The following is a 20,164-nucleotide window of genomic DNA, read 5'->3' as shown; positions in this document are numbered from 1 at the left end:
GGGCCTGCCTTAGGAGCAAACAGCATGACCAATAAGATTATCCAGGCGCTCGAAGCTGAGCAGATGACCAAAGAACTGCCTCCGTTCGCCCCGGGTGACACCGTAGTCGTCCAGGTCAAGGTGAAAGAAGGCGAGCGTGAGCGTCTGCAGGCCTTTGAAGGTGTTGTGATCGGCAAGCGTAACCGCGGCCTGAACAGTGCGTTCACTGTTCGCAAGATCTCCAACGGCGTGGGCGTTGAGCGTACTTTCCAGTACTACAGTCCAATGGTCGACAGCCTCAGCGTCAAGCGCCGTGGTGATGTGCGCAAGGCCAAGCTGTACTACCTCCGCGCGCTGTCCGGCAAAGCAGCCCGCATCAAGGAAAAGCTTTCCTGAGCAAAGCTTCTTCAAAAAAAGCAGCCTTCGGGCTGCTTTTTTTATGGGCGCTCGTTGGTGGGGCTGTGGCACGCATTTCGAGAAGCGTGATCGTGTAGTTCGAGCGGACGCAGCGCCGATCATCCTGGCGCAGCATGCGCGGTTGGGTAGCGGCCCAGTCAGGGTAGAGCAGGGTGCCGCGGCTCGGTTTTGCTTGCGGTCTGGTCTTGTTCGGCGTCGATCAGAGCAATCAACGTCCACCCGGCTTCCGGTTTGAGCCGTGCATCAGGGTGGAACACATGGGTGTGACCATGTTTGTCTAGCGCGAAATACAAGATGGCACCAGGGCCGTGCAGCGCCTGATACTCCCGCCAGCCGAAGGTCTCCGTCAGCTTGTTGCTCTTGAGCACGTCACCTCGGGCCAAACGTGCCGCTAGTTCGGAGTAGGTCAATGTCGGCGCTCCTAACGGCCGGCCGCGATGCTCATCGCTGGGTCGATGCTTGTCGCTGCGTCGATTTTCCTGGGTGCTTGCCAGGTTGAAGAGTCGATCTACTCCGAATTCGTGACGGAAGCGCATAGCGGCGAGGGTATTCATTTCACCAACAGGCGACAACGCCAGCAGGTGTCCAAGCCCAACGAGGTCGAGGTGATTCTCAGCATGTTGCGAGGCGGGGTTGCCGTAATAGGTCGGCAAGTTCTCCATTCGTGCTGCGCGGATATTGTCCCAACTGGAGTCTGTGAGCATGACTCTCACGCCTTGCTCGTTCAGCGCGCAACCGATGGCCCTTGCCACGGGATTGGCGCCTACGATCAGGAAACCGCTTGGCGGAGGCTCAGCGACCTTGAGCAGTCTCGCCAAGGGGCGTGCGGTTGCGCTCTGTAGAACAACGGTGCCGATGATGATTGCGAAAGTCAGTGGGACCAGGAGCAGGGCGTTATCGTGGCCTGCTTCATCCAGGCGAACCGCAAAGATTGCCGATACGGCAGCCGCTACGATCCCGCGCGGAGAAATCCAGGCGAGTAGGAGTCGCTCCTGCCAGCTCAGCTTAGAACCCCAGGTACACAGGGCGATGCTCAAGGGGCGGGCGACGAACTGAACAATAATCAAAAGGACCAGTACCGTAGGGCCTAGCGCGGTGAGTGCAGCCAGATCCAGCCTGGCTGCAAGCAGAATGAAGAGCCCTGAGATGAGCAGAATGCTGAGGTTTTCCTTGAAGTGCAGGATGTCACGCACGTCAACGTTACGCATGTTTGCCAGGCAGATCCCCATCAGCGTCACAGCCAGTAAACCGGATTCATGCACCAGCGTATTGGCGACTACAAATACGCCGAGCACCGATGCAAGTGTCGCCAGGTTTTGCAGATATTCGGGTAGCCAATGCCGCTTCACCAGCTGGCCGAATGCCCAGCCGCCGGTCACGCCGAGTAGCGTTCCGCACAGTATCACCGCACCAAAGGTCTGCAGGCTTTGTGTCCAGGCGGCTTCCATTCCCCGCGTAATGATGAAGCTGTAAACGACCACCGCAAGCAAGGCGCCAATGGGATCGATGATGATGCCTTCCCATCGCAAGATGTTGGCGACCGCTGCATTGGGCCGAACCACGCGCAGCATGGGGACGATCACGGTCGGCCCGGTGACAAGCGTTAAGCTGCCCAGCAGAAGCGCAAGATCCCAATCGAAGCCGAGCAGCCAGTGGGCGGCTAGGGTAATCACGCCCCAGGTCGTCAGTGCGCCGATACTGATCAGTCGGCGCACCACTGTCCCGATTCCCGGCAGCTCTGAAAGACGCAGCGTCAAACTGCCTTCGAAAAGAATCAACGCAACGGCGAGCGATACTAAGGGGAATAGCAGGGGACCGAACAGCTGGGTCGGGTCCAGCCATCCAAGTACGGGACCCGCGAGAATCCCGCTCAGCAACAGAAAAAGGATTGCAGGTAGCCGTAGTCGCCATGCAAGCCATTGGCTGGCGAGTGAGGCAATGCCAAGGGCAGCGAGGGAGAAGAGAATGTCCTGTTCGGTCATGGTTACCAGGCGGTCAGAGGTTGCGGAGCGGCGGCCCGGGAGGCCAGCTGGCTGGCCCGATACTCGAGCCGCTAGCTAGTCTGACAGTGCGAAAGCCGTTCAGGTCTGCCAATCGGGCGGCTAGCTGGTATGTGCGGTCTATGGAACACTTGCTGTTCGTGTTTCCTTGTGTGAGCGCTATGCCAGCTCTGGACGACCCAATCATTGATCGATTCCTTGATGCCCTCTGGCTTGAGAAAGGCCTTTCGGATAACACCCGGAATGCCTATCGCAGTGACTTGATGCTTTTCAATGGCTGGCTCGATGAGCGTGGCGGGCGATTGGTCGATGCGGGGCGGGAGGCAATTCTTGATCATCTTGCCTGGCGTTTGGCCCACAACTACAAAGCCCGTTCCACCGCGCGGCTGTTGTCCGGTCTGCGTGGTTTCTATCGATTCCTGCTAAGAGACGGACTGATCTCGATTGATCCCACCCTGCGAGTCGATCTGCCTCAGCTTGGGCGTCCGCTGCCCAAGGCATTGTCCGAGGCAGACGTCGAGGCGCTGCTGGCCGCGCCGGACCTGGGCGATCCGCTGGGGCTACGCGACCGGGCGATGCTGGAGGTGCTCTACGCCACTGGCCTAAGGGTGACCGAACTGGTCAGTCTCAGCCTGGAGCAAATCAATCTCCGTCAGGGCGTGTTGAGGACGTTCGGCAAGGGCAACAAGGAGCGTCTGGTTCCGTTGGGCGAAGAGGCCATGCACTGGCTGGCACGCTATCTACGCGACGGCCGCGATGTGCTGCTCGCTGGCAGGGCCAGTGATGTGGTTTTTCCGAGTCGGCGCGGGGATCAGATGACCAGGCAGACGTTCTGGCATCGAATCAAGCTGCACGCCCAGCAGGCCGGCATCGCTGCGTCGATTTCACCCCATACACTGCGACACGCGTTTGCCACGCACCTGCTCAATCATGGTGCAGACCTTCGAACCGTGCAGATGCTGCTCGGCCACAGTGACTTGTCCACGACACAGATTTACACGCACATCGCGCGTACCCGACTGCAGGATCTCCATGCGCAGCATCATCCGCGCGGATGATCAGCAACGGATGCGGGGAGCAATCCACAGAACTCGATGAGTGAAGCCCGGCGTAACGCGCTGTGGGATAGGGCTATGTTAATCTGCCGGCCCTTACTCGATCGAAGTCGCCAGGAGATCCCATGCGCGTGAATCGTATATTTGCTGCTGTAGCCCTCGGTCTCGTCAGCTCCATCGCCCTGGCTGATGCCGACAAGGCAATCCGTGAGTCGCTGAATGCGATCCAGCCGGGCATGCCCATCGAGGCTATTGCCGAAAGCCCGATGGAAGGGGTCTATCAAGTTCAGCTCAAAGGCGGTCGACAGCTTTATGCAAGCGCAGACGGGCAGTTCCTGATACAGGGCTACATGTTCCAGTTCAAGGATGGGCAGGCGACCAACCTGACCGAGCAGGCCCAGAGCCGGTCGGTTGCAAAGGCGATTGACGCTGTTCCAACCAGCCAGATGGTCGTATTTTCGCCGGACAAGCCGAAAACTCATATCACGGTGTTCACTGACACCGACTGCGGCTACTGCCAGAAGCTGCACAGCGAAGTGCCAGAGCTGAACCGTCTAGGTGTTGAGGTTCGCTATATGGCCTTTCCGCGGCAGGGAATGGGTAGCCACGGGGCCAACACGCTGACCAGCGTATGGTGTGCAAAGGATCGCCAGGCTGCGATGAACAAGGCTAAGGCACGCGAGGATGTGCCAGCCGCGAGCTGCGACAACCCGGTTGCCGAGCAGTATGAATTAGGTCAGCTCATCGGTGTTCAGGGCACTCCAGCCATCATTCTCGCCGACGGCCAGGTCATTCCTGGCTACCAGCCTGCGCCGCAGCTGGCCGAGCTAGCCCTGAAAGCTGAGTAACGAACGGGGCAGTCTCTCTGGTCTCAAGGATGCTGTCCCAGGTTTCACCCGTCCGCTGAACTGTTCCGCCCCTCGTGTTCAAACTCAGAAAGCAACGCGAGGAGGTGAGAAAATGAAGCTCGAGGGTTCCTGTCATTGCAAGGCCGTTCGTTTTTCTTTGGAATCGGCCGAGCCCTACCCATTCATGCACTGTTACTGCTCGATCTGTCGCAAGACCGCTGGCGGGGGCGGACATGCGATAAACCTGGGTGGGGATAACCGAACGCTGGTTGTTGACGGCCGCGAGAACCTGAGCATCTATCAGGCACGTATGGTCGACGCTGCAACGGGTGCCACACGTAAAAGCGATGGCCAGCGTCACTTCTGCAAGCTGTGCGGTAGCGCGCTCTGGCTTTGGGACCCCAACTGGCCGGATCTCGTGCATCCGCATGCGTCTGCTATTGATACGGACCTGCCGATCCCACCGGAATCGACACATATCATGCTGGCCTCGAAAGCGTCATGGGTAACGCCGCAGGTAGGGGCTGACGATCGCTGCTTCGATGAGTACCCGGATGAGTCACTTGCCCAATGGCACCAGCGGTTGGGGTTGCAGGACACGCCTGGCTAGCGATGGGCAACTCGGTACCGCTGCCGATTTGACTAAATCTCGTGCGCTTCGTAATGTGCGACTCTTTTGTTCGGCCGCTGTGCAGGGCCGTTCGCTGGCTATGGGGAGTGCAGCTTGAAACCGGTGAAAGTGGGCATCTGTGGGCTGGGAACCGTTGGTGGCGGTACCTTCAATGTGCTCGAGCGCAACGCGGCGGAAATCGCACGCCGTGCAGGTCGTGGTATCGAAGTCGCGCAGATTGCGGCCCGTCATACCAACCCCAAGTGCAACACCGGTGACACTCCAATTACCGCCGACATCTTCGACGTTGCGAACAACCCCGAGATCGACATTGTCGTTGAGCTGATCGGCGGCTATACGCTGGCACGCGAGTTTGTGCTCAAGGCTATCGAAAACGGCAAACACGTGGTCACTGCAAACAAGGCACTGATTGCAGTTCACGGCAACGAGATCTTCGCCAAAGCGAGTGAAAAGGGCGTCATCGTTGCATTCGAGGCCTCGGTGGCCGGCGGGATTCCTGTCATCAAGGCGATTCGTGAAGGCCTGGCGGGTAACCAGATCAACTGGCTCGCCGGCATCATAAATGGCACCGGTAATTTCATTCTTACCGAAATGCGAGAGAAAGGCCGAACCTTCGAGGACGTGCTTCAGGAAGCCCAGGCGCTAGGCTACGCGGAGGCCGACCCGACATTCGACGTGGAAGGCATCGACGCGGCGCACAAGCTGACCATCCTGGCATCCATCGCCTTTGGCGTGCCGTTGCAGTTCGACAAGGCCTACACTGAAGGTATTTCGCGTCTGACGACCGCCGACGTCAACTACGCCGAAGCGTTGGGCTACCGCATCAAGCACCTGGGTGTGGCTCGCTGCACCGACTCGGGAATCGAGCTGCGCGTGCATCCCACGCTTATCCCGGCTGACCGGCTGATCGCCAACGTGAACGGCGTCATGAATGCCGTCATGGTCAACGGCGACGCCGTTGGCTCGACGCTTTATTACGGTGCCGGTGCCGGCATGGAGCCGACGGCTTCGGCAGTCGTGGCGGATCTCGTGGATGTGGCTCGGGCCCTGACGACGGACCCGAACAATCGGGTTCCGCACCTGGCGTTTCAGCCAGACTCGCTCTCGGCTCATCCCATTCTGCCCATTGGTGCCTGCGAAAGTGCCTATTATCTGCGCATCCAGGCAAAGGACCGTCCAGGCGTGCTGGCGCAGGTCGCGACCATCCTGTCCGAGCGCGGAATCAATATCGAGTCGATCATGCAGAAAGAGGCTGAGGAGCAAGACGGGCTGGTGCCAGTCATCCTGGTCACGCATCGTGTGGTCGAACAACGAATCGACGATGCCATCGCTGCACTTGAAGCGCTCGCCGACGTGGTGGGCAACGTGGTGCGAATCCGTGTCGAGCAACTGAACTAATCAGCAACGTCGGGCTGCTCAGGCGGCCTGCAGTCAGCGTCCAACGTAGGTTTGAACAATGCGCTACATCAGTACCCGTGGCCAGGCACCCGCCCTGAATTTCGAAGACGTGCTGCTTGCCGGGCTGGCCAGCGATGGCGGTCTCTATGTGCCAGAAAACCTGCCACGCTTCACCGTCGAGGAAATCGCCTCATGGAGCGGCCTGCCGTACCACGAGCTGGCGTTCAAGGTGATGCGACCGTTCGTGACTGGCAGCATTCCGGACGCTGACTTCAAGCAGATTCTGCAAGAGACTTACGGTGTATTTGCCCATAGCGCAGTGGCCCCGCTGCGTCAGCTTGAAGGCAATGAATGGGTGCTGGAGCTGTTCCACGGCCCGACGCTAGCGTTCAAGGACTTCGCCCTGCAGCTACTTGGGCGCCTGCTCGATTACGTGTTGGCCAAGCGTGGCGAACGCGTGGTGATCATTGGCGCGACGTCCGGCGATACCGGCTCGGCCGCGATCGAAGGCTGCCGCCGCTGCGACAACGTGGACATCTTTATCCTGCACCCGCACAACCGAGTGTCAGAAGTGCAGCGCCGGCAGATGACCACCATCTTTGGCGACAACATCCACAACCTGGCCATCGAAGGCAATTTCGATGACTGCCAGGAAATGGTGAAGGATAGCTTCGCTGACCAGGGCTTCCTCAAAGGCACGCGTTTGGTGGCGGTCAATTCGATCAACTGGGCTCGGATCATGGCCCAGGTCGTCTATTACTTCCATGCGGCGCTGCAGCTTGGCGGGCCGTCTCGTTCGGTGGCGTTCTCAGTCCCGACAGGCAATTTTGGCGACATCTTCGCCGGCTACCTGGCGCGCAACATGGGCCTGCCGATCAGCCAGCTGGTGGTCGCGACCAATCGCAACGACATCCTGCACCGCTTCATGAGCGGCAATCGCTACGACAAGGATACGCTGCACCCGTCGCTATCGCCGTCCATGGACATCATGGTGTCGTCCAACTTCGAGCGGCTGCTATTTGACCTGCATGGGCGAAACGGCGCTGCTGTTGCGGAGTTGATGAGTGCATTCAAGGCCAGCGGCAAACTGTCGGTCGAAGACGAGCGTTGGACTGAGGCCCGTAAATTGTTCGACTCGCTGGCGGTGGACGACGAGCAGACCTGCCGGACCATTGCAGAGGTATTCAAGGCAACTGGCGAGCTGCTGGACCCGCATACGGCCATTGGCGTTTACGCTGCCCGCGAATGCCGTCGCAGCCTGTCCACTCCGATGGTGACCTTAGCAACCGCTCATCCGGTGAAATTTCCCGAAGCGGTTGAGAAGGCGGGCGTTGGCAAGGCGCTGGAGCTGCCAGCCCATCTGGCCGATCTGTTCGACCGTCCGGAGCGCTGCACCGTGCTGAAGAACGATTTGAAAGCCATGCAGGCTTTCGTCAGCGAGCACGGTAATCGTGGCAAGCCGCTGTAACTGAGCGGCGGTGACGAAAAAGGCCAGTCGCGAGACTGGCCTTTTTCGTGTGTGGGCGATCCGGAGGTTACTCGTCGAACTCTTCCCAGCCGCCCATTTCCTTCCACCGATTGACGATGCCGCAGAACAGCTCGGCAGTCTTTTCGGTGTCGTAGCGTGCAGAGTGTGCTTCGCGTCCGTCAAAGTCGATACCGGCCGCCTGGCAGGCTTTCGCCAGTACGGTTTGGCCGTAGGCGAGGCCGGCCAGGGTCGCAGTATCGAAGCTGGAAAATGGGTGAAACGGATTACGCTTGATGTCGCAGCGGGCAATTGCCGCGTTCAGAAAGCCAAGATCGAAGCTGCTGTTGTGGCCAACCAGAATGGCGCGTTTGCAGCCGGCAGACTTCACAGCTTTGCGTACGCTGCGGATGATCTCGTTCAACGCCTGAGATTCGGGCACGGCCATGCGCAGCGGGTGGTCGAGCTTGATGCCAGTGAACTCCAGCGCGGCTGCTTCTATGTTGGCACCGGCAAAGGGTTCGACGCGGAAGAACAGCGTGTCCTGCGGGTACAGCAGGCCTTGTTCATCCATGCCTATGGTCACAGCGGCAATTTCCAGCAGCGCATCTGTGGCGCAATTGAAGCCGCCACATTCCACATCAACAACCACTGGCAGAAAGCCTCGGAAGCGTCGGGCAATCGGCGAGCGCGGCTTACCAGGTTGGTTGTCTAGCTCGTCATCAAACTGATCGTCGCTCATACGCCCGCCTCCAACCGCCACTGCAGGGTTTCGCCTGCACGCAGGGGCACGACGTTATGCTCCCCGAACGGCAAGCTGGCCGGCACGCTCCAGGACTCGCGTACCAGGGTGATGTAATCGGTGTTGCGCGGCAGGCCGTAGAAGTCGGCGCCGAAGTGGCTGGCGAAGGCTTCGAGGCGGTCCAGTGCGTCGCGCTGTTCGAACGCCTCTGCATAGAGCTCGATCGCAGCGAACGCCGTGTAACAACCGGCACAACCGCAAGCGTTTTCCTTGGCGTGCTGGGCATGGGGTGCCGAGTCTGTGCCGAGGAAGAATTTCGGATTGCCGCTGGTAGCTGCATCGAGCAACGCTTCCTGATGAACGTTGCGTTTGAGGATTGGCAAGCAGAAAAAGTGCGGTCGAATCCCGCCCACCAGCATGTGGTTGCGGTTGTAGAGCAAATGATGGGCAGTGATGGTGGCGCCGACGTTGTTGCTGGCCGCCTCGACGAACTGCACTGCATCACGCGTGGTGATGTGTTCGAACACGACCTTGAGGCTCGGGAATCGCTCGGTCACACGGCTGAGCTGTTCATCAATGAAATACTTTTCACGATCGAAGATGTCGATTTCCGAACGCGTCACTTCGCCATGAACCAGCAATGGCAAGCCAACCTCGGCCATGGTCTCGAGCACTGAAAAGATGTTTTCGATGCGAGTGACGCCGGATGCTGAATTGGTAGTAGCGCCGGCTGGATAGAGCTTGGCGGCAAATACATAGCCACTGGCCTTGGCGGCGCGCACGTCTTCGGGCTGCGTGCCGTCAGTCAGATAGAGCACCATCAATGGCTCGAACGGGCTGCCTGCCGGGCGGGCTGAAAGAATGCGCTGGCGATAGCTGTGCGCCTCTGCCGCATTGCGAACCGGTGGTACAAGGTTCGGCATGATGATCGCTCGCGCGAACTGGCGTGCGGCGTCCGCCACGGTGTGCGGCAGTGCTGCGCCATCGCGCAGATGAATGTGCCAATCGTCGGGGCGCAGTAGTGTCAGTCGGTCGGACATGCGGATTTCCAGGCGGTAAAACGTGCGGGAATGCTACCGGAAACCCGTGAAAAAATCGCCGCGGGCGGGACTTACCGCTGAAACGGGTGGCTACAACACCGGGGCAGTAGATTGTCCAGGGTTCAAGTTTTCAGGGCGTGCACCGATACCTCCAGTGAATGTCGTTCATCGTGGAGCCACTTGTGCGCTTGCGTCTTCTAGCCATTGCCTGCTTGTTGGCTTCCCCAGCCAATGCCCTCACGTTCCAGACTCGTCTCGAACGAGCGCAGTGGCAGGTGGAAGGCGACCAGTTCGAGTGTCGGTTGACCCAGCCGGTCGCAGGCTTTGGTGCGGGACAGTTTGTGCGGCGAGCGGGCGAGGAACCGACCTTCCGCTTGCAATCACCAGATCGCTGGCTGGGTAATGGTTCGGCGACGCTGCTTGCGGCAGCCGCACCGTGGCAGTCTAGCCGTGGCGACATTGACTTGGGTGTGGTGTCGGTGGTCGGCGGTGATATCCCGTTCAACAGTAGCTATCTGCAGGCCGGTCGTCTGCTTAGCGGGCTTCTGGAGGGTCGTAGTCCGGTTGTACGTCACCGTACGCGGCAAGGTGGTGAGGCGCTGGAGGTCCGGCTGTTGCCTGTGCGATTCGGCAAGGCCTATGAGGACTTCCGCAACTGTTCAGCAAAGCTATTGCCTGTCAATTTCGATCAGATTCGCTCCTCGCAGGTGGGGTTTCCCGCTGGTGACGTGGTGCTCGATGCGCTGGGTCAGGCCAAGCTCGACATCATCCTGCAGTTTCTCACGGCCGACCCCAGCGTTAACCGCATTCAACTCGATGGGCACTCCGACAACAGCGGCAACCGGCTCACCAACCGTGACCTGTCGCGTCGTCGCGCACTTGCTGTCGAAGCGTATCTGATCTCCAAAGGTGTGCCGAAGGAACAGATTACAGTGCGCTTTCACGGCGAGCGTTATCCGGTCGTGCCTAACAACAGCGAAGCCAATCGGGCAAAAAACCGGCGGGTAACCGTGCGCCTGGAGCGCGGCGCGGCGACTACAACTGCCTCTGTGGAGGGCGGCACACCGTCGACCTAACGCCCAGCAGCGCTTGCGCCCCTGTAAAACAAGCGTCGCGACCAGTAGAATCCTCGCTTTCCTTACAATCCCGGGAGTGGATGGCAATGGCCGACGTAAAGAAGGTAGTCCTGGCGTATTCCGGTGGCCTGGACACCTCGGTGATCCTCAAGTGGCTACAAGACACTTATAACTGCGAAGTGGTGACCTTTACCGCAGACCTCGGTCAGGGTGAAGAAGTCGAGCCAGCCCGTGCCAAGGCCAAGGCCATGGGTGTCAAGGAAATCTACATCGACGACCTGCGTGAAGAGTTCGTACGCGATTTCGTATTCCCGATGTTCCGTGCCAACACCATTTACGAAGGCGAATACCTGCTGGGTACGTCCATCGCCCGCCCGCTGATCGCCAAACGCCTGATCGAGATCGCCAATGAGACCGGCGCCGACGCCATCTCTCATGGCGCGACCGGCAAGGGCAACGATCAGGTTCGTTTCGAATTGGGCGCTTATGCGTTGAAACCAGGTGTCAAGGTCATCGCGCCCTGGCGTGAGTGGGATCTGCTCTCGCGTGAGAAGCTCATGGATTACGCTGCCACACACGAAATTCCGATCGAGCGTCATGGCAAGAAGAAGTCGCCGTACTCCATGGACGCGAACCTGCTGCACATCTCCTACGAAGGCGGCGTTCTGGAAGACACCTGGACCGAGCACGAAGAAGACATGTGGCGCTGGACCCGTTCGCCAGAAACCGCGCCGGACACTCCAACCTATATCGAGCTGACCTACCGCAAGGGTGACATCGTCGCCATCGACGGCAAGGAGATGACGCCAGCCGAAGTGTTGACCTATCTGAACAGGGTCGGCGGCGAGAACGGTATCGGTCGTCTGGATATCGTCGAAAACCGCTACGTCGGTATGAAGTCGCGCGGCTGCTACGAGACGCCAGGCGGCACCATCATGCTCAAGGGCCATCGCGCTATCGAGTCGATCACTCTCGACCGTGAAGTGGCTCACCTGAAAGATGAGCTGATGCCCAAGTATGCGAGCCTCATCTACAACGGCTACTGGTGGAGCCCTGAGCGCAGCATGCTGCAGCAGATGATCGACGCATCGCAGGTGAATGTGAACGGTGTGGTCCGTCTGAAACTTTACAAGGGCAACGTCATCGTCACGGGCCGTAAGTCGGATGACTCGTTGTTCGATGCCAATATCGCAACCTTCGAGGACGATGCTGGCGCTTATGATCAGGCTGATGCGGGTGGCTTCATCAAGCTCAACGCGCTGCGCATGCGCATCGCTGCGAACAAGGGCCGGACGCAGTTCTAACAAAGGCTGCTGCTGAGCCCTACCATGACCCCGGCCACGAGCCGGGGTTATGCTTTATGTACCGTTGATTAGGAGAGACATCATGAGACTGCTGCATACGATGCTGCGAGTCGGCGATATGGAGCGATCCATCGCCTTCTATACCGAAGTCCTGGGCATGACGCTGCTGCGTCGTAAGGATTACCCAGAGGGGAAGTTCACCCTGGCATTCGTAGGGTATGGCGACGAGGCCCACAACAGCGTACTGGAGCTGACTCACAACTGGGGCGTAGAGGAATATGACCTGGGTGATGGTTACGGTCATATCGCTTTGGAGGTCGAAGACGTGTACAAGGCTTGCGAAGATATTCGCAGTCGAGGCGGCAAGATCACCCGTGAGCCGGGCCCGATGAAGCACGGCACCAGCATTCTGGCCTTTGTCGAAGACCCGGATGGCTACAAGGTCGAGTTGCTGTCTCCCTCGCGAGCGGACTGATCTGCGCGTAAAAAAGCCCCAGCGATGGGGCTTTTTTGTTTAGAGATCAAAGTCAAACTCGTTGAGTTGTTTTTGCAAACGGCGCTCTTCGAGCAGGTTGTCGATGATCCGGCGCTTGGTCAGATTGGTCTTGGCAACCTCAGCCGGAGCCTCGGCGGTATCGTCGTCATCCTCGGCGACGAAGTCGTCTTCAATCTGGATATCTTCTTTCTCGGACACTTGTCTCACTCCACGGCTAAGGCGCGCTATTGGCGCACCTTATAGCGACAAAACCGATGGCCGTAAAAAAGATTTTTTCAATCGAGCGATAGGCTTTGCGCGTGGCTGCTCAATCGTCAGATGTCTTGTGCTTGTATTCACAGAGATCCTCGATACGGCAGCTGCCGCACTGCGGCTTGCGCGCTTTACAGACGTAGCGCCCGTGCAGAATCAACCAGTGATGGGCATCGAGCAGGTAATCCTTCGGCACGAACTTGACCAGCTTGCGCTCCACCTCCAACACGTTCTTACCTGGCGCGATATTGGTGCGATTGGCAACGCGAAAGATGTGAGTGTCGACTGCCATGGTGAACTGGCGGAACGCCGTGTTGAGCACCACGTTCGCCGTCTTGCGGCCAACGCCTGGTAACGCCTCGAGAGCCTCGCGATTATCAGGCACCTGGCTGCCATGTTGTTCGATCAAAATGCGGCAGGTTTCAAGGACGTTTTTGGCTTTGCTCGGGTAGAGCCCGATGGTCTTGATATAGCTGCACAGGCCGTCATAGCCAAGGGCATAGATGGCTTCGGGCGTGTTTGCGACGGGGTAGAGTTTGGCCGTTGCCTTGTTGACGCCGACGTCGGTGGCCTGCGCCGAAAGTATTACGGCTATCAACAGCTCGAACGGTGTGCTGTAGGCCAGCTCGGTCTTTGGCTCCGGATTGTCTTCATGAAACCGGCGAAAGATTTCGAGGCGTTTGGCAGCATTCATTACAGCGCTCCATCCTGCATCATTCGATCACCCCCGTGACCCGAACACGGCGGCTCTGCACTGGTGCGTCCAGCTGCGTCGCCTTGGCGCGTTCCGCGAAATGTTCATCGATACGGTTTTTCAGGGCGATCAGCAGTCCGAGCACGATAAAGGCGCCGGGTGGCAGGATGGCCAGTAGGAAGCCCCTGTAATCGCTGAAAAGCGTCAGTTGCCAGTCTGCAGCCATCGGGCCGAACAGCAGGTGCATGTTGGCAAAGATCGCCCCGGTACCAACCAGCTCACGTACGCCGCCCAGTACCACAAGCACCAGCGCGAATCCGAGCCCCATGAGCAAGCCGTCAAAGCCTGCGATCAAAGGGTTGTGCTTGGCAGCGAAGCCGTCGGCACGGCCAAGAATGACGCAGTTGGTGGTGATCAGCGGGATAAAAATGCCAAGTATCTGGTACAGCTCATAGGTATAGGCCTGCATGAGCAGTTCGATGCAAGTGGTCAGCGCCGCGATGATCATCACGAAGGCCGGCAGCCGAACCGCGGTGTTGACGACGCCTCGCACCAGCGACACGCCGATGTTCGAACAGATCAGCACCAATGCAGTGGCGAGCCCGAGCCCTAGCGCGTTGACTGCCGAATTGCTCACACCGAGTAGTGGACACAGCCCGAGCAACTGAACCAATGCCGGATTGTTCTTCCATAGGCCGTTAACGCTCAGTTCGCGATAGCTTGGATTGCTCATTGATCTTGGCCTTTCTGCTCGGTCTGCGGATCGTTGATCTGCAATGTGTCACGGGTGGCAGCGGCGCCGGCCCGGGAGTGGGTGGTCACCTCGTCCGGCTCGACCCCATCTTCAAGGGCTGCTTCGGCTGCTATTGGCGACGTATCGGCGGCGAGCAGTTCCTGCTTGTGAGCTGCGAAATATTGCAGGGCCCGATGGACCGCACCGACTACGGCGCGAGGCGTGATCGTGGCTCCGGTAAACTGGTCGAACTCGCCACGATCCTTCTTGACTGCCCAGCCGGATGCTTCCGGATTGCTCAGCGAGCGATTTTCAAAGCTACGTATCCATTGGCTCTTGGCCAGTTCGATTTTGTCTCCCAGGCCGGGCGTCTCCCGATGCGCGACTACCCGCACGCCCGCAACCCGTCCATCTGCCTGCACCCCTACCAACAGGTGAATCGCACCGCTGTAACCGTCGGGCGCGAAGGCTTGAAGGATCACGGCGCTTGGCTGCCCATCTTTCATCGCGACATAGGCCGGCATCGGCTGCGTGGTGCCGAGTAGCGGATCCTGCACCTCGATGCTGCTGTCGAGCAACTGGTTGTCATAGCTGTCGCGCGGAAGGATTTGGTTCAGCGCGCGCAGTTGCGCGGCGCGCTCGGAGGCCTGGATGCGCTCGGCGGTGAACTGCTGCAACAGGGTTACCGCGCCAACGGTAACCACGGCGAACAGGCCCAGCAACACACTGTTCTTGAGCATTGAGCGACTGAGTTCAGGAAGGATCATGTCATTCGCCCAGCTTGAAGCCGCGCTCGGCCTTGCGATGGCCGTAGGTGCGCGGGCGGGTGTAGTAATCGATGGTAGGGGCCGAGAGGTTCATCAGCAGCACGGCGAACGCCACGGCATCCGGGTAGCCACCCCAGGCGCGAATGACATAAACGATAATGCCGACGCCGGCACCGAAGATCAGTCGACCAAGGTTGCTGGTGGCGCTGCTCACCGGATCGGTCACGATGAAAAACGCGCCGAGCATCGTCGCACCGCTGAGCAGATGGAACAGAGGGGAGCCGTGGCTATCGGAGCCTGATCCGTTCCAGAAAACCAAGCTCATGATGGCTAACGCCGCGAGCATGCCAACCGGCGCATGCCAGCTGAACAAGCGCTTGTGTAGCAGGAACAGCCCGCCTGCCAGGAACGCCAGGTTGACCACCTCCGAACCGATTCCACCGAAGTGGCCGAAAGCTGGATTGGCCCAAAGCTCATCTATGGTCAGGCTCTTGTTGACCTTGAGTACATCGAGCGCGGTGGCTTGCGTCCAGCCATCGGGTAGCGAGGCGATGCCAAGGATGTGCTGCAGGCCGGCGTTCAGGCTGACGGCGTGGGGCACAGGCCAGGTAGTCATGTCCACAGGAAAAGAAACCAGCACCACTACGTAGCCGATCATGGCAGGGTTGAAGGGGTTCTGGCCCAGGCCACCATAGAGCTGCTTGCCGAGCACGATGGCGCTGCTGGCGGCGATCAAGGTCAGCCACCAGGGTGAGTAGGGTGGCAATGCCAGGGCTAGCAGAACCGCTGTGACCAACGCACTGCCATCGCGCAGGAAAAATTGCACAGGGCGCTGCCTCAGCTTCAGGATCAGCGCCTCGCAGCCAAGCGCCACGGCGCTGGCCCAGATCAGATTGATCAAGGTGCCGGCGCCATACAGCCAGGTCAGGGCCATTACGCCGGGTAACGTTGCACCGAGCACCAGCAACATGACTCGCTGGGTCCGGTTGTTTCCCTTCGTATGCGGTGAGGTGATACGGGGCAGGGCCATTGGCTCTCCGGTTGATACTCGAAAGGGATCGTTGTCAGGTGCTGTTCTGTGCGATCCCGGGAACAGCGATATTGGCGCTGCGCCTTACGATTGGGTGTGTTCCAGCAGTTTGCGCTCGGCTTCGCTCAAACGCGCTCGGGCGTGTTCGATGGCATCGGCGTCGCGCTGGTCGTCGCGCTCGAGTTTGCGTACGTCCGCCCGCGCGAACGCGACTTCTGTCTTGAGCGCCCGGGTCTGCTCATCGATGGGCTGCTTGTCGGTGCGTACCAGATTCGGCGCTGGCTTGCCGGACTGTGCTTCTGCGTCATGAAGCGCTTGTTCGGCGCTAGCCAGCCCATCGCGCAGCTTGCTCAGTTGCGTCTCTTCGGCACCGGCTTTTTCAGCTTTCTTGAGCTCGGCACGTTTCATCGCCAGCGCTATCTTGGCTTTCTTGAGCGCCTCTTCTCCGTCCGACTTGGTCTCAGGGGCAGGCGGCTGGTCCGTTGCGGAATCGAGTCCGGATTCGGCCTGGGCCAGCTGGGACCGCAAACGGCTTAGCTCTGCTTCCTGCCCAGCGTCGCGGTCGTCGAGTTTCTCCAGCTTGCGGACCTGGACACGCAGCATTGCGGCCTCGATCTTTGCCTTGTTCGCAGCCTTGTCGTTGATCGGCGATGCTGTGGTGGTACCGTCAGCAGCACGAGCGACTTCATCCAGCGCCTGCTGCGCGCTGGTAGCCGCGGTGCGTAGTTCGGCAACCTGAGCTTCCAGCTCGGGCGTCGCGTGGATGGCGAGCTGCTTTTCAGCTTTCTTAAGCGCGACCTGCGCCATGCTGGCTTCGATCTTGAGTTTCTTGTGCTGCTCGGACAGGCCCGTCTTTTGCGCCTGAACGCGCGCAACCGGGTCGTCCTGATTGGGTACTGAACGGGTCTCGGCTTGTGCCGCCTTCGCCTTTGCAGCGCGCTCGGCACGGGCCTTACGGTCGGCCTCCTTCTGTTCTTCGGCACGACGCAAGCGCTCCTGGCGCTGCTCGAACCGCTGCCTGGATTGCTCGGCTTTCTGCTGCTTATGCGCCAGTTCTCGAATCTCGCCCTTGGCGGCGCGGTAGTACTGCACCAGCGGGATGCTCGACGGGCAGACGTAGGCACAGGCGCCGCATTCGATGCAGTCGAACAGGTTGTACGCCTTGAGCTGGTCATGTTCCTGACCCAGCGCGAAGAAGTGCAGCTGTTGCGGTAACAGGCTTGCCGGACAGACTTCAGCGCATTCTCCGCAACGAATGCACGGGAGCGCTGGCGGTGGCGGAGGCAATTCTGCCAGCGTGCTGGCGAGCAGGCAGTTAGTCGTTTTGATCAGCGGCACCTCCATTGATGGCAGGCTGAAGCCCATCATTGGGCCGCCCATGATCAATTGGTTGAGTCGGTCTTGGTCCAGGCCGGCGAAAGCCAGAAGATCCGCCACAGGTGTACCGATCAGCGCTTCGACATTCATGGGTCGCGCCAGCGCTTCGCCGGTGAGTGTCGTGATACGAGAGATAAGCGGTTTGCCCAGTAGTACGGCGTCATGAATGGCGACGCAGGTACCAACGTTCTGGCAGAGCATTCCGATATCGGCCGGCAGTCCGCCGCTGGGGACCTCTTCGCCGGTCAGAAGTTGTATCAGCTGCTTTTCGCCACCCGAGGGGTATTTGGTGGGAAATACCCGGACTTGAACGTCACGATCACCGACGGCTGCGCGAACGGCAGCAATCGCTTCGGGCTTGTTGTCTTCGATGCCGATCAGTACCTGCTCCGGCTGGACCAGGTGAACCAGTATCTCGATCCCTGCGACGAGCTCATGGGCCTTCACGCGCATCAACATGTCGTCGGCGGTGATGTAGGGCTCGCATTCGGAGCCATTGATGATCAGTGCGCGAATCTTTCGGGAGGGCTGACCCTTCAGCTTGACGGCCGTAGGGAAGCCAGCTCCCCCGAGACCACTGATGCCTGCCTGGCGTATCTGCTCGAGCAGCTGTTCCGGCTCGATTGCCCGATAGTCCGGTTGCGGCTGCAACTCGGTCCACTCGTCCTGGCCATCGCTGTCTATCACGATAGCTGCGCTTAACATACCCGACACGTGCGGGTAGGGCTGGGGCCCGATGAAGCTGACTGTTCCGGACGTTGGTGCATGCACCGGCGCACTCACGAAACCAGCGGCTTCGGCGATTTTCTGCCCTTTCAGTACGCGTTGACCCAGCACAACGCAGGGCTCAGCGGGTGCGCCAATGTGCTGGGCGAGCGGTACGATAAGGCGAGCAGGGAGCGGTGGCAGCTGAATTGGCGTGCGGTTGGAAAGATCCTTGCACTCAGGCGGGTGTATACCGCCGTGAAAATCCCAGACATTCAGCGAGGTCATGCGGCCTGCTCCCGGTCGCTGGCGATTAATTTGCCTGGCATCAGGGGTTGGTCCCACTTCCAGCTCTGCAGATTGCTGCCCAGCTCAATCATGTCGATGCAGTCAACTGGGCAGGGCTCCACGCAGAGATCGCAGCCAGTGCACTCTGAGACGATGACCGTGTGCATCTGCTTGGCTGCGCCAACGATGGCATCAACCGGGCAGGCCTGGATGCACTTGGTGCAGCCGATGCATTCGGCTTCGCGGATATAGGCGACGCGTGGCGGCACCTCGCCTTCAACGGCATCCAGCGGTTCGGGCTCGACATCAAGCAGATCGGCCAGCGCCTGAATGGTCGATTCGCCACCCGGTGGGCACTTATTGATCTTGTCGCCGCCTGCAATTGCCTCGGCGTAAGGCTTGCAGCCTGGATAGCCGCACTGGCCGCACTGTGTCTGTGGAAGCAGTGCGTTGATTTGTTCAGCGATCGGGTCACCTTCGACGCGAAAACGCACCGCCGCGAAACCAAGAATCGCTCCGCACAACAGACACAGTGCCAGAAGCGCGAGCACGGCAATCACAACCAGACTCATAGCTTGATTAACCCACTGAAGCCCATGAACGCCAGCGACATTAGCCCCGCCGTCACCATGCCGATTGCCGCGCCCTGAAACGACCTGGGCACGTCGGCAATGGCGATGCGCTCTCGCATTGCGGCAAATAGCACTAATACAAGCGAGAAACCCAGGCCGGCGGCGAAGCCGTTCGCCGTTGCGGTCAGGAAGGTGAACTCGGTCTTGTTGGCGTTCAGTAGCGCGACGCCGAGCACGATGCAGTTGGTGGTGATCAGAGGCAGAAATATCCCCAGCACGCGATACAGCAACGGGCTTGTCTTGTTAACCACCATCTCGGTGAACTGCACGACTACGGCGATAACAAGGATAAAGCTGATGGTGCGAAGAAATTCCAGATCCAGCGGCTTCAATATGTACTGCTGAACGATGTAGCTGCACATTGCCGCCAGGGTCAGAACGAAGGTCGTAGCCAGAGAAAGGCCAATGGCGGTTTCGATTTTCTTCGAAACGCCCATGAACGGACACAAGCCAAGGAACTGAACCAGCACGAAATTATTGACCAGAATGGCGCTAACCATGATCAGGGCGAGTTCGGTCATCGCGGGTTCCTGTGGCGCTCTGCATGAGCCGAGGCTAAAAGGCCGCTATTATCGGGAAGCGGCGGCGGCCGTACAAGGCCGCACCGTCTCGTGGCGCAGGCTCTGGCTGCAGTTCAACGACACATATGGAAATGCACCACTTGTCCGTTTGGATGTCGGGCTGTCATTTGCTGTGGTCTGATAAGTGAGGCCGAAGCTATCTGGCGGAGCGGTTGGTGGAGGTGCCAAATGAAAACTCGAATCGCGGTTTTGCTTCTCGGACTCGGGCTTGGAGCCCAGTCAGCTGCGGACTCCCGCGCTGGCGTGTGGGTTTACCAGCCGGATGGTGGTAGCTATCGTGTCGAAACCCGCCCGTACCAATACGACCCACGCAGCCCCTATTCGCAGCACAGGCAGTATCCGCAAAATCTGCCTCCGCGATACCATGGGCAGCTCCCTCCGCAGTATTACGATCGGCACCGTGGATCGGATCGGCACCGCTGGAAGCATGATCGTCGAGGCGATTTTATTCAGCGACCTAGATGGAGAGATGAACGCAGGTCGGGCTTCGATCATCCTTCGCGCTGGGATCGCCACCCATCCAGGCACTTTGGCCGACCACCCCTGGTTCGAGACGGGCGCGATTTCAGAATGCATCAGCGGCGCGACTTTCATGGACGGTACGAGCGTCACTGAGCGGTACGTAGCGCGGCCGGCCAAAACATAGACCTCTTC

Annotated in this window: 21 protein-coding genes; 10 read left to right on the top strand and 11 right to left on the bottom strand. The window is 59.4% G+C overall.

The window, feature by feature from the left end:
* Positions 1 to 24 precede the first annotated feature (24 nt).
* The gene (rplS, locus tag JQR87_RS14875; RefSeq protein WP_021208319.1) at positions 25 to 375 is read left to right on the top strand and encodes a 50S ribosomal protein L19; all 351 of its coding nucleotides are present in this window, start codon (positions 25 to 27) and stop codon (positions 373 to 375) included.
* A 158-nt stretch (positions 376 to 533) separates the two neighbouring features.
* On the opposite strand, the gene JQR87_RS14870 is transcribed toward rplS, so the two are convergent.
* Positions 534 to 2,378 (bottom strand): cation:proton antiporter, encoded by a 1,845-nt coding sequence (locus JQR87_RS14870; RefSeq protein WP_407295751.1) that lies wholly within the window; start codon positions 2,376 to 2,378, stop codon positions 534 to 536.
* A gap of 179 nt (positions 2,379 to 2,557) precedes the next feature.
* Here JQR87_RS14870 and xerD point away from each other — a divergent pair, with 179 nt between their 5' ends.
* From xerD to thrC, 5 genes are all read left to right on the top strand, one after another.
* Complete coding sequence (gene xerD, locus JQR87_RS14865; RefSeq protein WP_407295754.1) at positions 2,558 to 3,454, top strand: site-specific tyrosine recombinase XerD; 897 nt, start codon at positions 2,558 to 2,560, stop codon at positions 3,452 to 3,454.
* A 122-nt stretch (positions 3,455 to 3,576) separates the two neighbouring features.
* Positions 3,577 to 4,299, top strand: coding sequence for a thioredoxin fold domain-containing protein (locus JQR87_RS14860; RefSeq protein ID WP_407295756.1), 723 nt, complete (start codon positions 3,577 to 3,579; stop codon positions 4,297 to 4,299).
* A 112-nt stretch (positions 4,300 to 4,411) separates the two neighbouring features.
* Positions 4,412 to 4,909 carry a GFA family protein gene (locus tag JQR87_RS14855; protein ID WP_407295758.1) on the top strand — a complete coding sequence of 166 codons (498 nt, stop codon included), beginning with the start codon at positions 4,412 to 4,414 and terminating at the stop codon, positions 4,907 to 4,909.
* Between the two features lie 114 nt (positions 4,910 to 5,023).
* On the top strand, positions 5,024 to 6,328 hold the full coding sequence (locus JQR87_RS14850; protein WP_407295761.1) for a homoserine dehydrogenase: 1,305 nt from the start codon (positions 5,024 to 5,026) through the stop codon (positions 6,326 to 6,328).
* 58 nt (positions 6,329 to 6,386) lie between these two features.
* Positions 6,387 to 7,796 (top strand): threonine synthase, encoded by a 1,410-nt coding sequence (gene thrC, locus JQR87_RS14845; RefSeq protein ID WP_407295763.1) that lies wholly within the window; start codon positions 6,387 to 6,389, stop codon positions 7,794 to 7,796.
* 67 nt (positions 7,797 to 7,863) lie between these two features.
* Here the strand turns inward: thrC and rnt are convergent, their stop codons facing one another.
* Together rnt and pyrC are read right to left on the bottom strand one after the other, a co-directional pair.
* Entirely contained in the window at positions 7,864 to 8,535 is a 672-nt protein-coding gene (gene rnt, locus JQR87_RS14840) for a ribonuclease T (protein ID WP_407295767.1), read from the bottom strand.
* On the bottom strand, positions 8,532 to 9,575 hold the full coding sequence (gene pyrC / locus JQR87_RS14835) for a dihydroorotase (protein ID WP_407295768.1): 1,044 nt from the start codon (positions 9,573 to 9,575) through the stop codon (positions 8,532 to 8,534). Before pyrC ends, rnt begins: the two co-directional genes overlap by 4 nt.
* Before the next feature lie 182 nt (positions 9,576 to 9,757).
* Here pyrC and JQR87_RS14830 point away from each other — a divergent pair, with 182 nt between their 5' ends.
* The 3 genes from JQR87_RS14830 (at position 9,758) to gloA (ending at position 12,430) form a co-directional block, all read left to right on the top strand.
* Positions 9,758 to 10,651, top strand: a complete 894-nt coding sequence (locus tag JQR87_RS14830; RefSeq protein WP_407297685.1) for a flagellar protein MotY — start codon at positions 9,758 to 9,760, stop codon at positions 10,649 to 10,651.
* Between the two features lie 86 nt (positions 10,652 to 10,737).
* The gene (locus tag JQR87_RS14825) at positions 10,738 to 11,955 is read left to right on the top strand and encodes an argininosuccinate synthase (RefSeq protein ID WP_407295770.1); all 1,218 of its coding nucleotides are present in this window, start codon (positions 10,738 to 10,740) and stop codon (positions 11,953 to 11,955) included.
* An 82-nt stretch (positions 11,956 to 12,037) separates the two neighbouring features.
* Positions 12,038 to 12,430, top strand: coding sequence for a lactoylglutathione lyase (gloA, locus tag JQR87_RS14820; RefSeq protein ID WP_407295772.1), 393 nt, complete (start codon positions 12,038 to 12,040; stop codon positions 12,428 to 12,430).
* Between the two features lie 39 nt (positions 12,431 to 12,469).
* Here gloA and JQR87_RS14815 read toward each other — a convergent pair whose 3' ends face one another.
* The 8 genes from JQR87_RS14815 to rsxA all read right to left on the bottom strand — a co-directional run bounded on the left by JQR87_RS14815 (position 12,470) and on the right by rsxA (position 19,450).
* A complete protein-coding gene (locus tag JQR87_RS14815; protein WP_342405352.1) occupies positions 12,470 to 12,649 on the bottom strand; it encodes a PA3496 family putative envelope integrity protein in 180 nt (59 codons plus the stop codon).
* Positions 12,650 to 12,758: 109 nt separating this feature from the next.
* On the bottom strand, positions 12,759 to 13,397 hold the full coding sequence (nth, locus tag JQR87_RS14810; protein WP_407295776.1) for an endonuclease III: 639 nt from the start codon (positions 13,395 to 13,397) through the stop codon (positions 12,759 to 12,761).
* 19 nt (positions 13,398 to 13,416) lie between these two features.
* Positions 13,417 to 14,130, bottom strand: coding sequence for an electron transport complex subunit E (locus JQR87_RS14805; RefSeq protein ID WP_407295779.1), 714 nt, complete (start codon positions 14,128 to 14,130; stop codon positions 13,417 to 13,419).
* Positions 14,127 to 14,897, bottom strand: a complete 771-nt coding sequence (rsxG, locus tag JQR87_RS14800; protein ID WP_407295782.1) for an electron transport complex subunit RsxG — start codon at positions 14,895 to 14,897, stop codon at positions 14,127 to 14,129. Before rsxG ends, JQR87_RS14805 begins: the two co-directional genes overlap by 4 nt.
* A gap of 1 nt (position 14,898) precedes the next feature.
* On the bottom strand, positions 14,899 to 15,927 hold the full coding sequence (locus tag JQR87_RS14795) for an RnfABCDGE type electron transport complex subunit D (protein WP_407295785.1): 1,029 nt from the start codon (positions 15,925 to 15,927) through the stop codon (positions 14,899 to 14,901).
* 84 nt (positions 15,928 to 16,011) lie between these two features.
* Positions 16,012 to 18,297 carry an electron transport complex subunit RsxC gene (gene rsxC / locus JQR87_RS14790; protein WP_407295786.1) on the bottom strand — a complete coding sequence of 762 codons (2,286 nt, stop codon included), beginning with the start codon at positions 18,295 to 18,297 and terminating at the stop codon, positions 16,012 to 16,014.
* The gene (gene rsxB / locus JQR87_RS14785) at positions 18,294 to 18,869 is read right to left on the bottom strand and encodes an electron transport complex subunit RsxB (protein ID WP_407295787.1); all 576 of its coding nucleotides are present in this window, start codon (positions 18,867 to 18,869) and stop codon (positions 18,294 to 18,296) included. Before rsxB ends, rsxC begins: the two co-directional genes overlap by 4 nt.
* Positions 18,866 to 19,450, bottom strand: a complete 585-nt coding sequence (gene rsxA, locus JQR87_RS14780) for an electron transport complex subunit RsxA (protein WP_407295789.1) — start codon at positions 19,448 to 19,450, stop codon at positions 18,866 to 18,868. Before rsxA ends, rsxB begins: the two co-directional genes overlap by 4 nt.
* A 424-nt stretch (positions 19,451 to 19,874) precedes the next feature.
* Between rsxA and JQR87_RS14775 the strand changes: the two genes are divergently transcribed.
* A complete protein-coding gene (locus JQR87_RS14775) occupies positions 19,875 to 20,156 on the top strand; it encodes a hypothetical protein (RefSeq protein ID WP_407295791.1) in 282 nt (93 codons plus the stop codon).
* The last annotated feature ends 8 nt before the right edge of the window (positions 20,157 to 20,164 follow it).

Origin of the sequence: Stutzerimonas stutzeri, assembly GCF_051028275.1 — a bacterium.
In the GTDB taxonomy this organism is placed as follows: Bacteria; Pseudomonadota; Gammaproteobacteria; order Pseudomonadales; family Pseudomonadaceae; genus Stutzerimonas; species Stutzerimonas stutzeri_AS.
This window is presented reverse-complemented; position numbering and strand designations above follow the sequence as displayed.

Bases quoted from the DNA above. Each gene is read 5' to 3' on its own strand.
- pyrC (WP_407295768.1), bottom strand. From the start codon at position 9,575: ATGTCCGACCGACTGACACTACTGCGCCCCGACGATTGGCACATTCAT.
- JQR87_RS14870 (WP_407295751.1), bottom strand. From the start codon at position 2,378: ATGACCGAACAGGACATTCTCTTCTCCCTCGCTGCCCTTGGCATTGCC.
- rsxG (WP_407295782.1), bottom strand. From the start codon at position 14,897: ATGATCCTTCCTGAACTCAGTCGCTCAATGCTCAAGAACAGTGTGTTG.
- JQR87_RS14855 (WP_407295758.1), top strand. From the start codon at position 4,412: ATGAAGCTCGAGGGTTCCTGTCATTGCAAGGCCGTTCGTTTTTCTTTG.
- JQR87_RS14860 (WP_407295756.1), top strand. From the start codon at position 3,577: ATGCGCGTGAATCGTATATTTGCTGCTGTAGCCCTCGGTCTCGTCAGC.
- rnt (WP_407295767.1), bottom strand. From the start codon at position 8,535: ATGAGCGACGATCAGTTTGATGACGAGCTAGACAACCAACCTGGTAAG.
- JQR87_RS14795 (WP_407295785.1), bottom strand. From the start codon at position 15,927: ATGGCCCTGCCCCGTATCACCTCACCGCATACGAAGGGAAACAACCGG.
- gloA (WP_407295772.1), top strand. From the start codon at position 12,038: ATGAGACTGCTGCATACGATGCTGCGAGTCGGCGATATGGAGCGATCC.
- JQR87_RS14805 (WP_407295779.1), bottom strand. From the start codon at position 14,130: ATGAGCAATCCAAGCTATCGCGAACTGAGCGTTAACGGCCTATGGAAG.
- JQR87_RS14775 (WP_407295791.1), top strand. From the start codon at position 19,875: ATGGGCAGCTCCCTCCGCAGTATTACGATCGGCACCGTGGATCGGATC.
- xerD (WP_407295754.1), top strand. From the start codon at position 2,558: ATGCCAGCTCTGGACGACCCAATCATTGATCGATTCCTTGATGCCCTC.
- nth (WP_407295776.1), bottom strand. From the start codon at position 13,397: ATGAATGCTGCCAAACGCCTCGAAATCTTTCGCCGGTTTCATGAAGAC.
- rsxC (WP_407295786.1), bottom strand. From the start codon at position 18,297: ATGACCTCGCTGAATGTCTGGGATTTTCACGGCGGTATACACCCGCCT.
- JQR87_RS14825 (WP_407295770.1), top strand. From the start codon at position 10,738: ATGGCCGACGTAAAGAAGGTAGTCCTGGCGTATTCCGGTGGCCTGGAC.
- thrC (WP_407295763.1), top strand. From the start codon at position 6,387: ATGCGCTACATCAGTACCCGTGGCCAGGCACCCGCCCTGAATTTCGAA.
- rsxA (WP_407295789.1), bottom strand. From the start codon at position 19,450: ATGACCGAACTCGCCCTGATCATGGTTAGCGCCATTCTGGTCAATAAT.
- rsxB (WP_407295787.1), bottom strand. From the start codon at position 18,869: ATGAGTCTGGTTGTGATTGCCGTGCTCGCGCTTCTGGCACTGTGTCTG.
- rplS (WP_021208319.1), top strand. From the start codon at position 25: ATGACCAATAAGATTATCCAGGCGCTCGAAGCTGAGCAGATGACCAAA.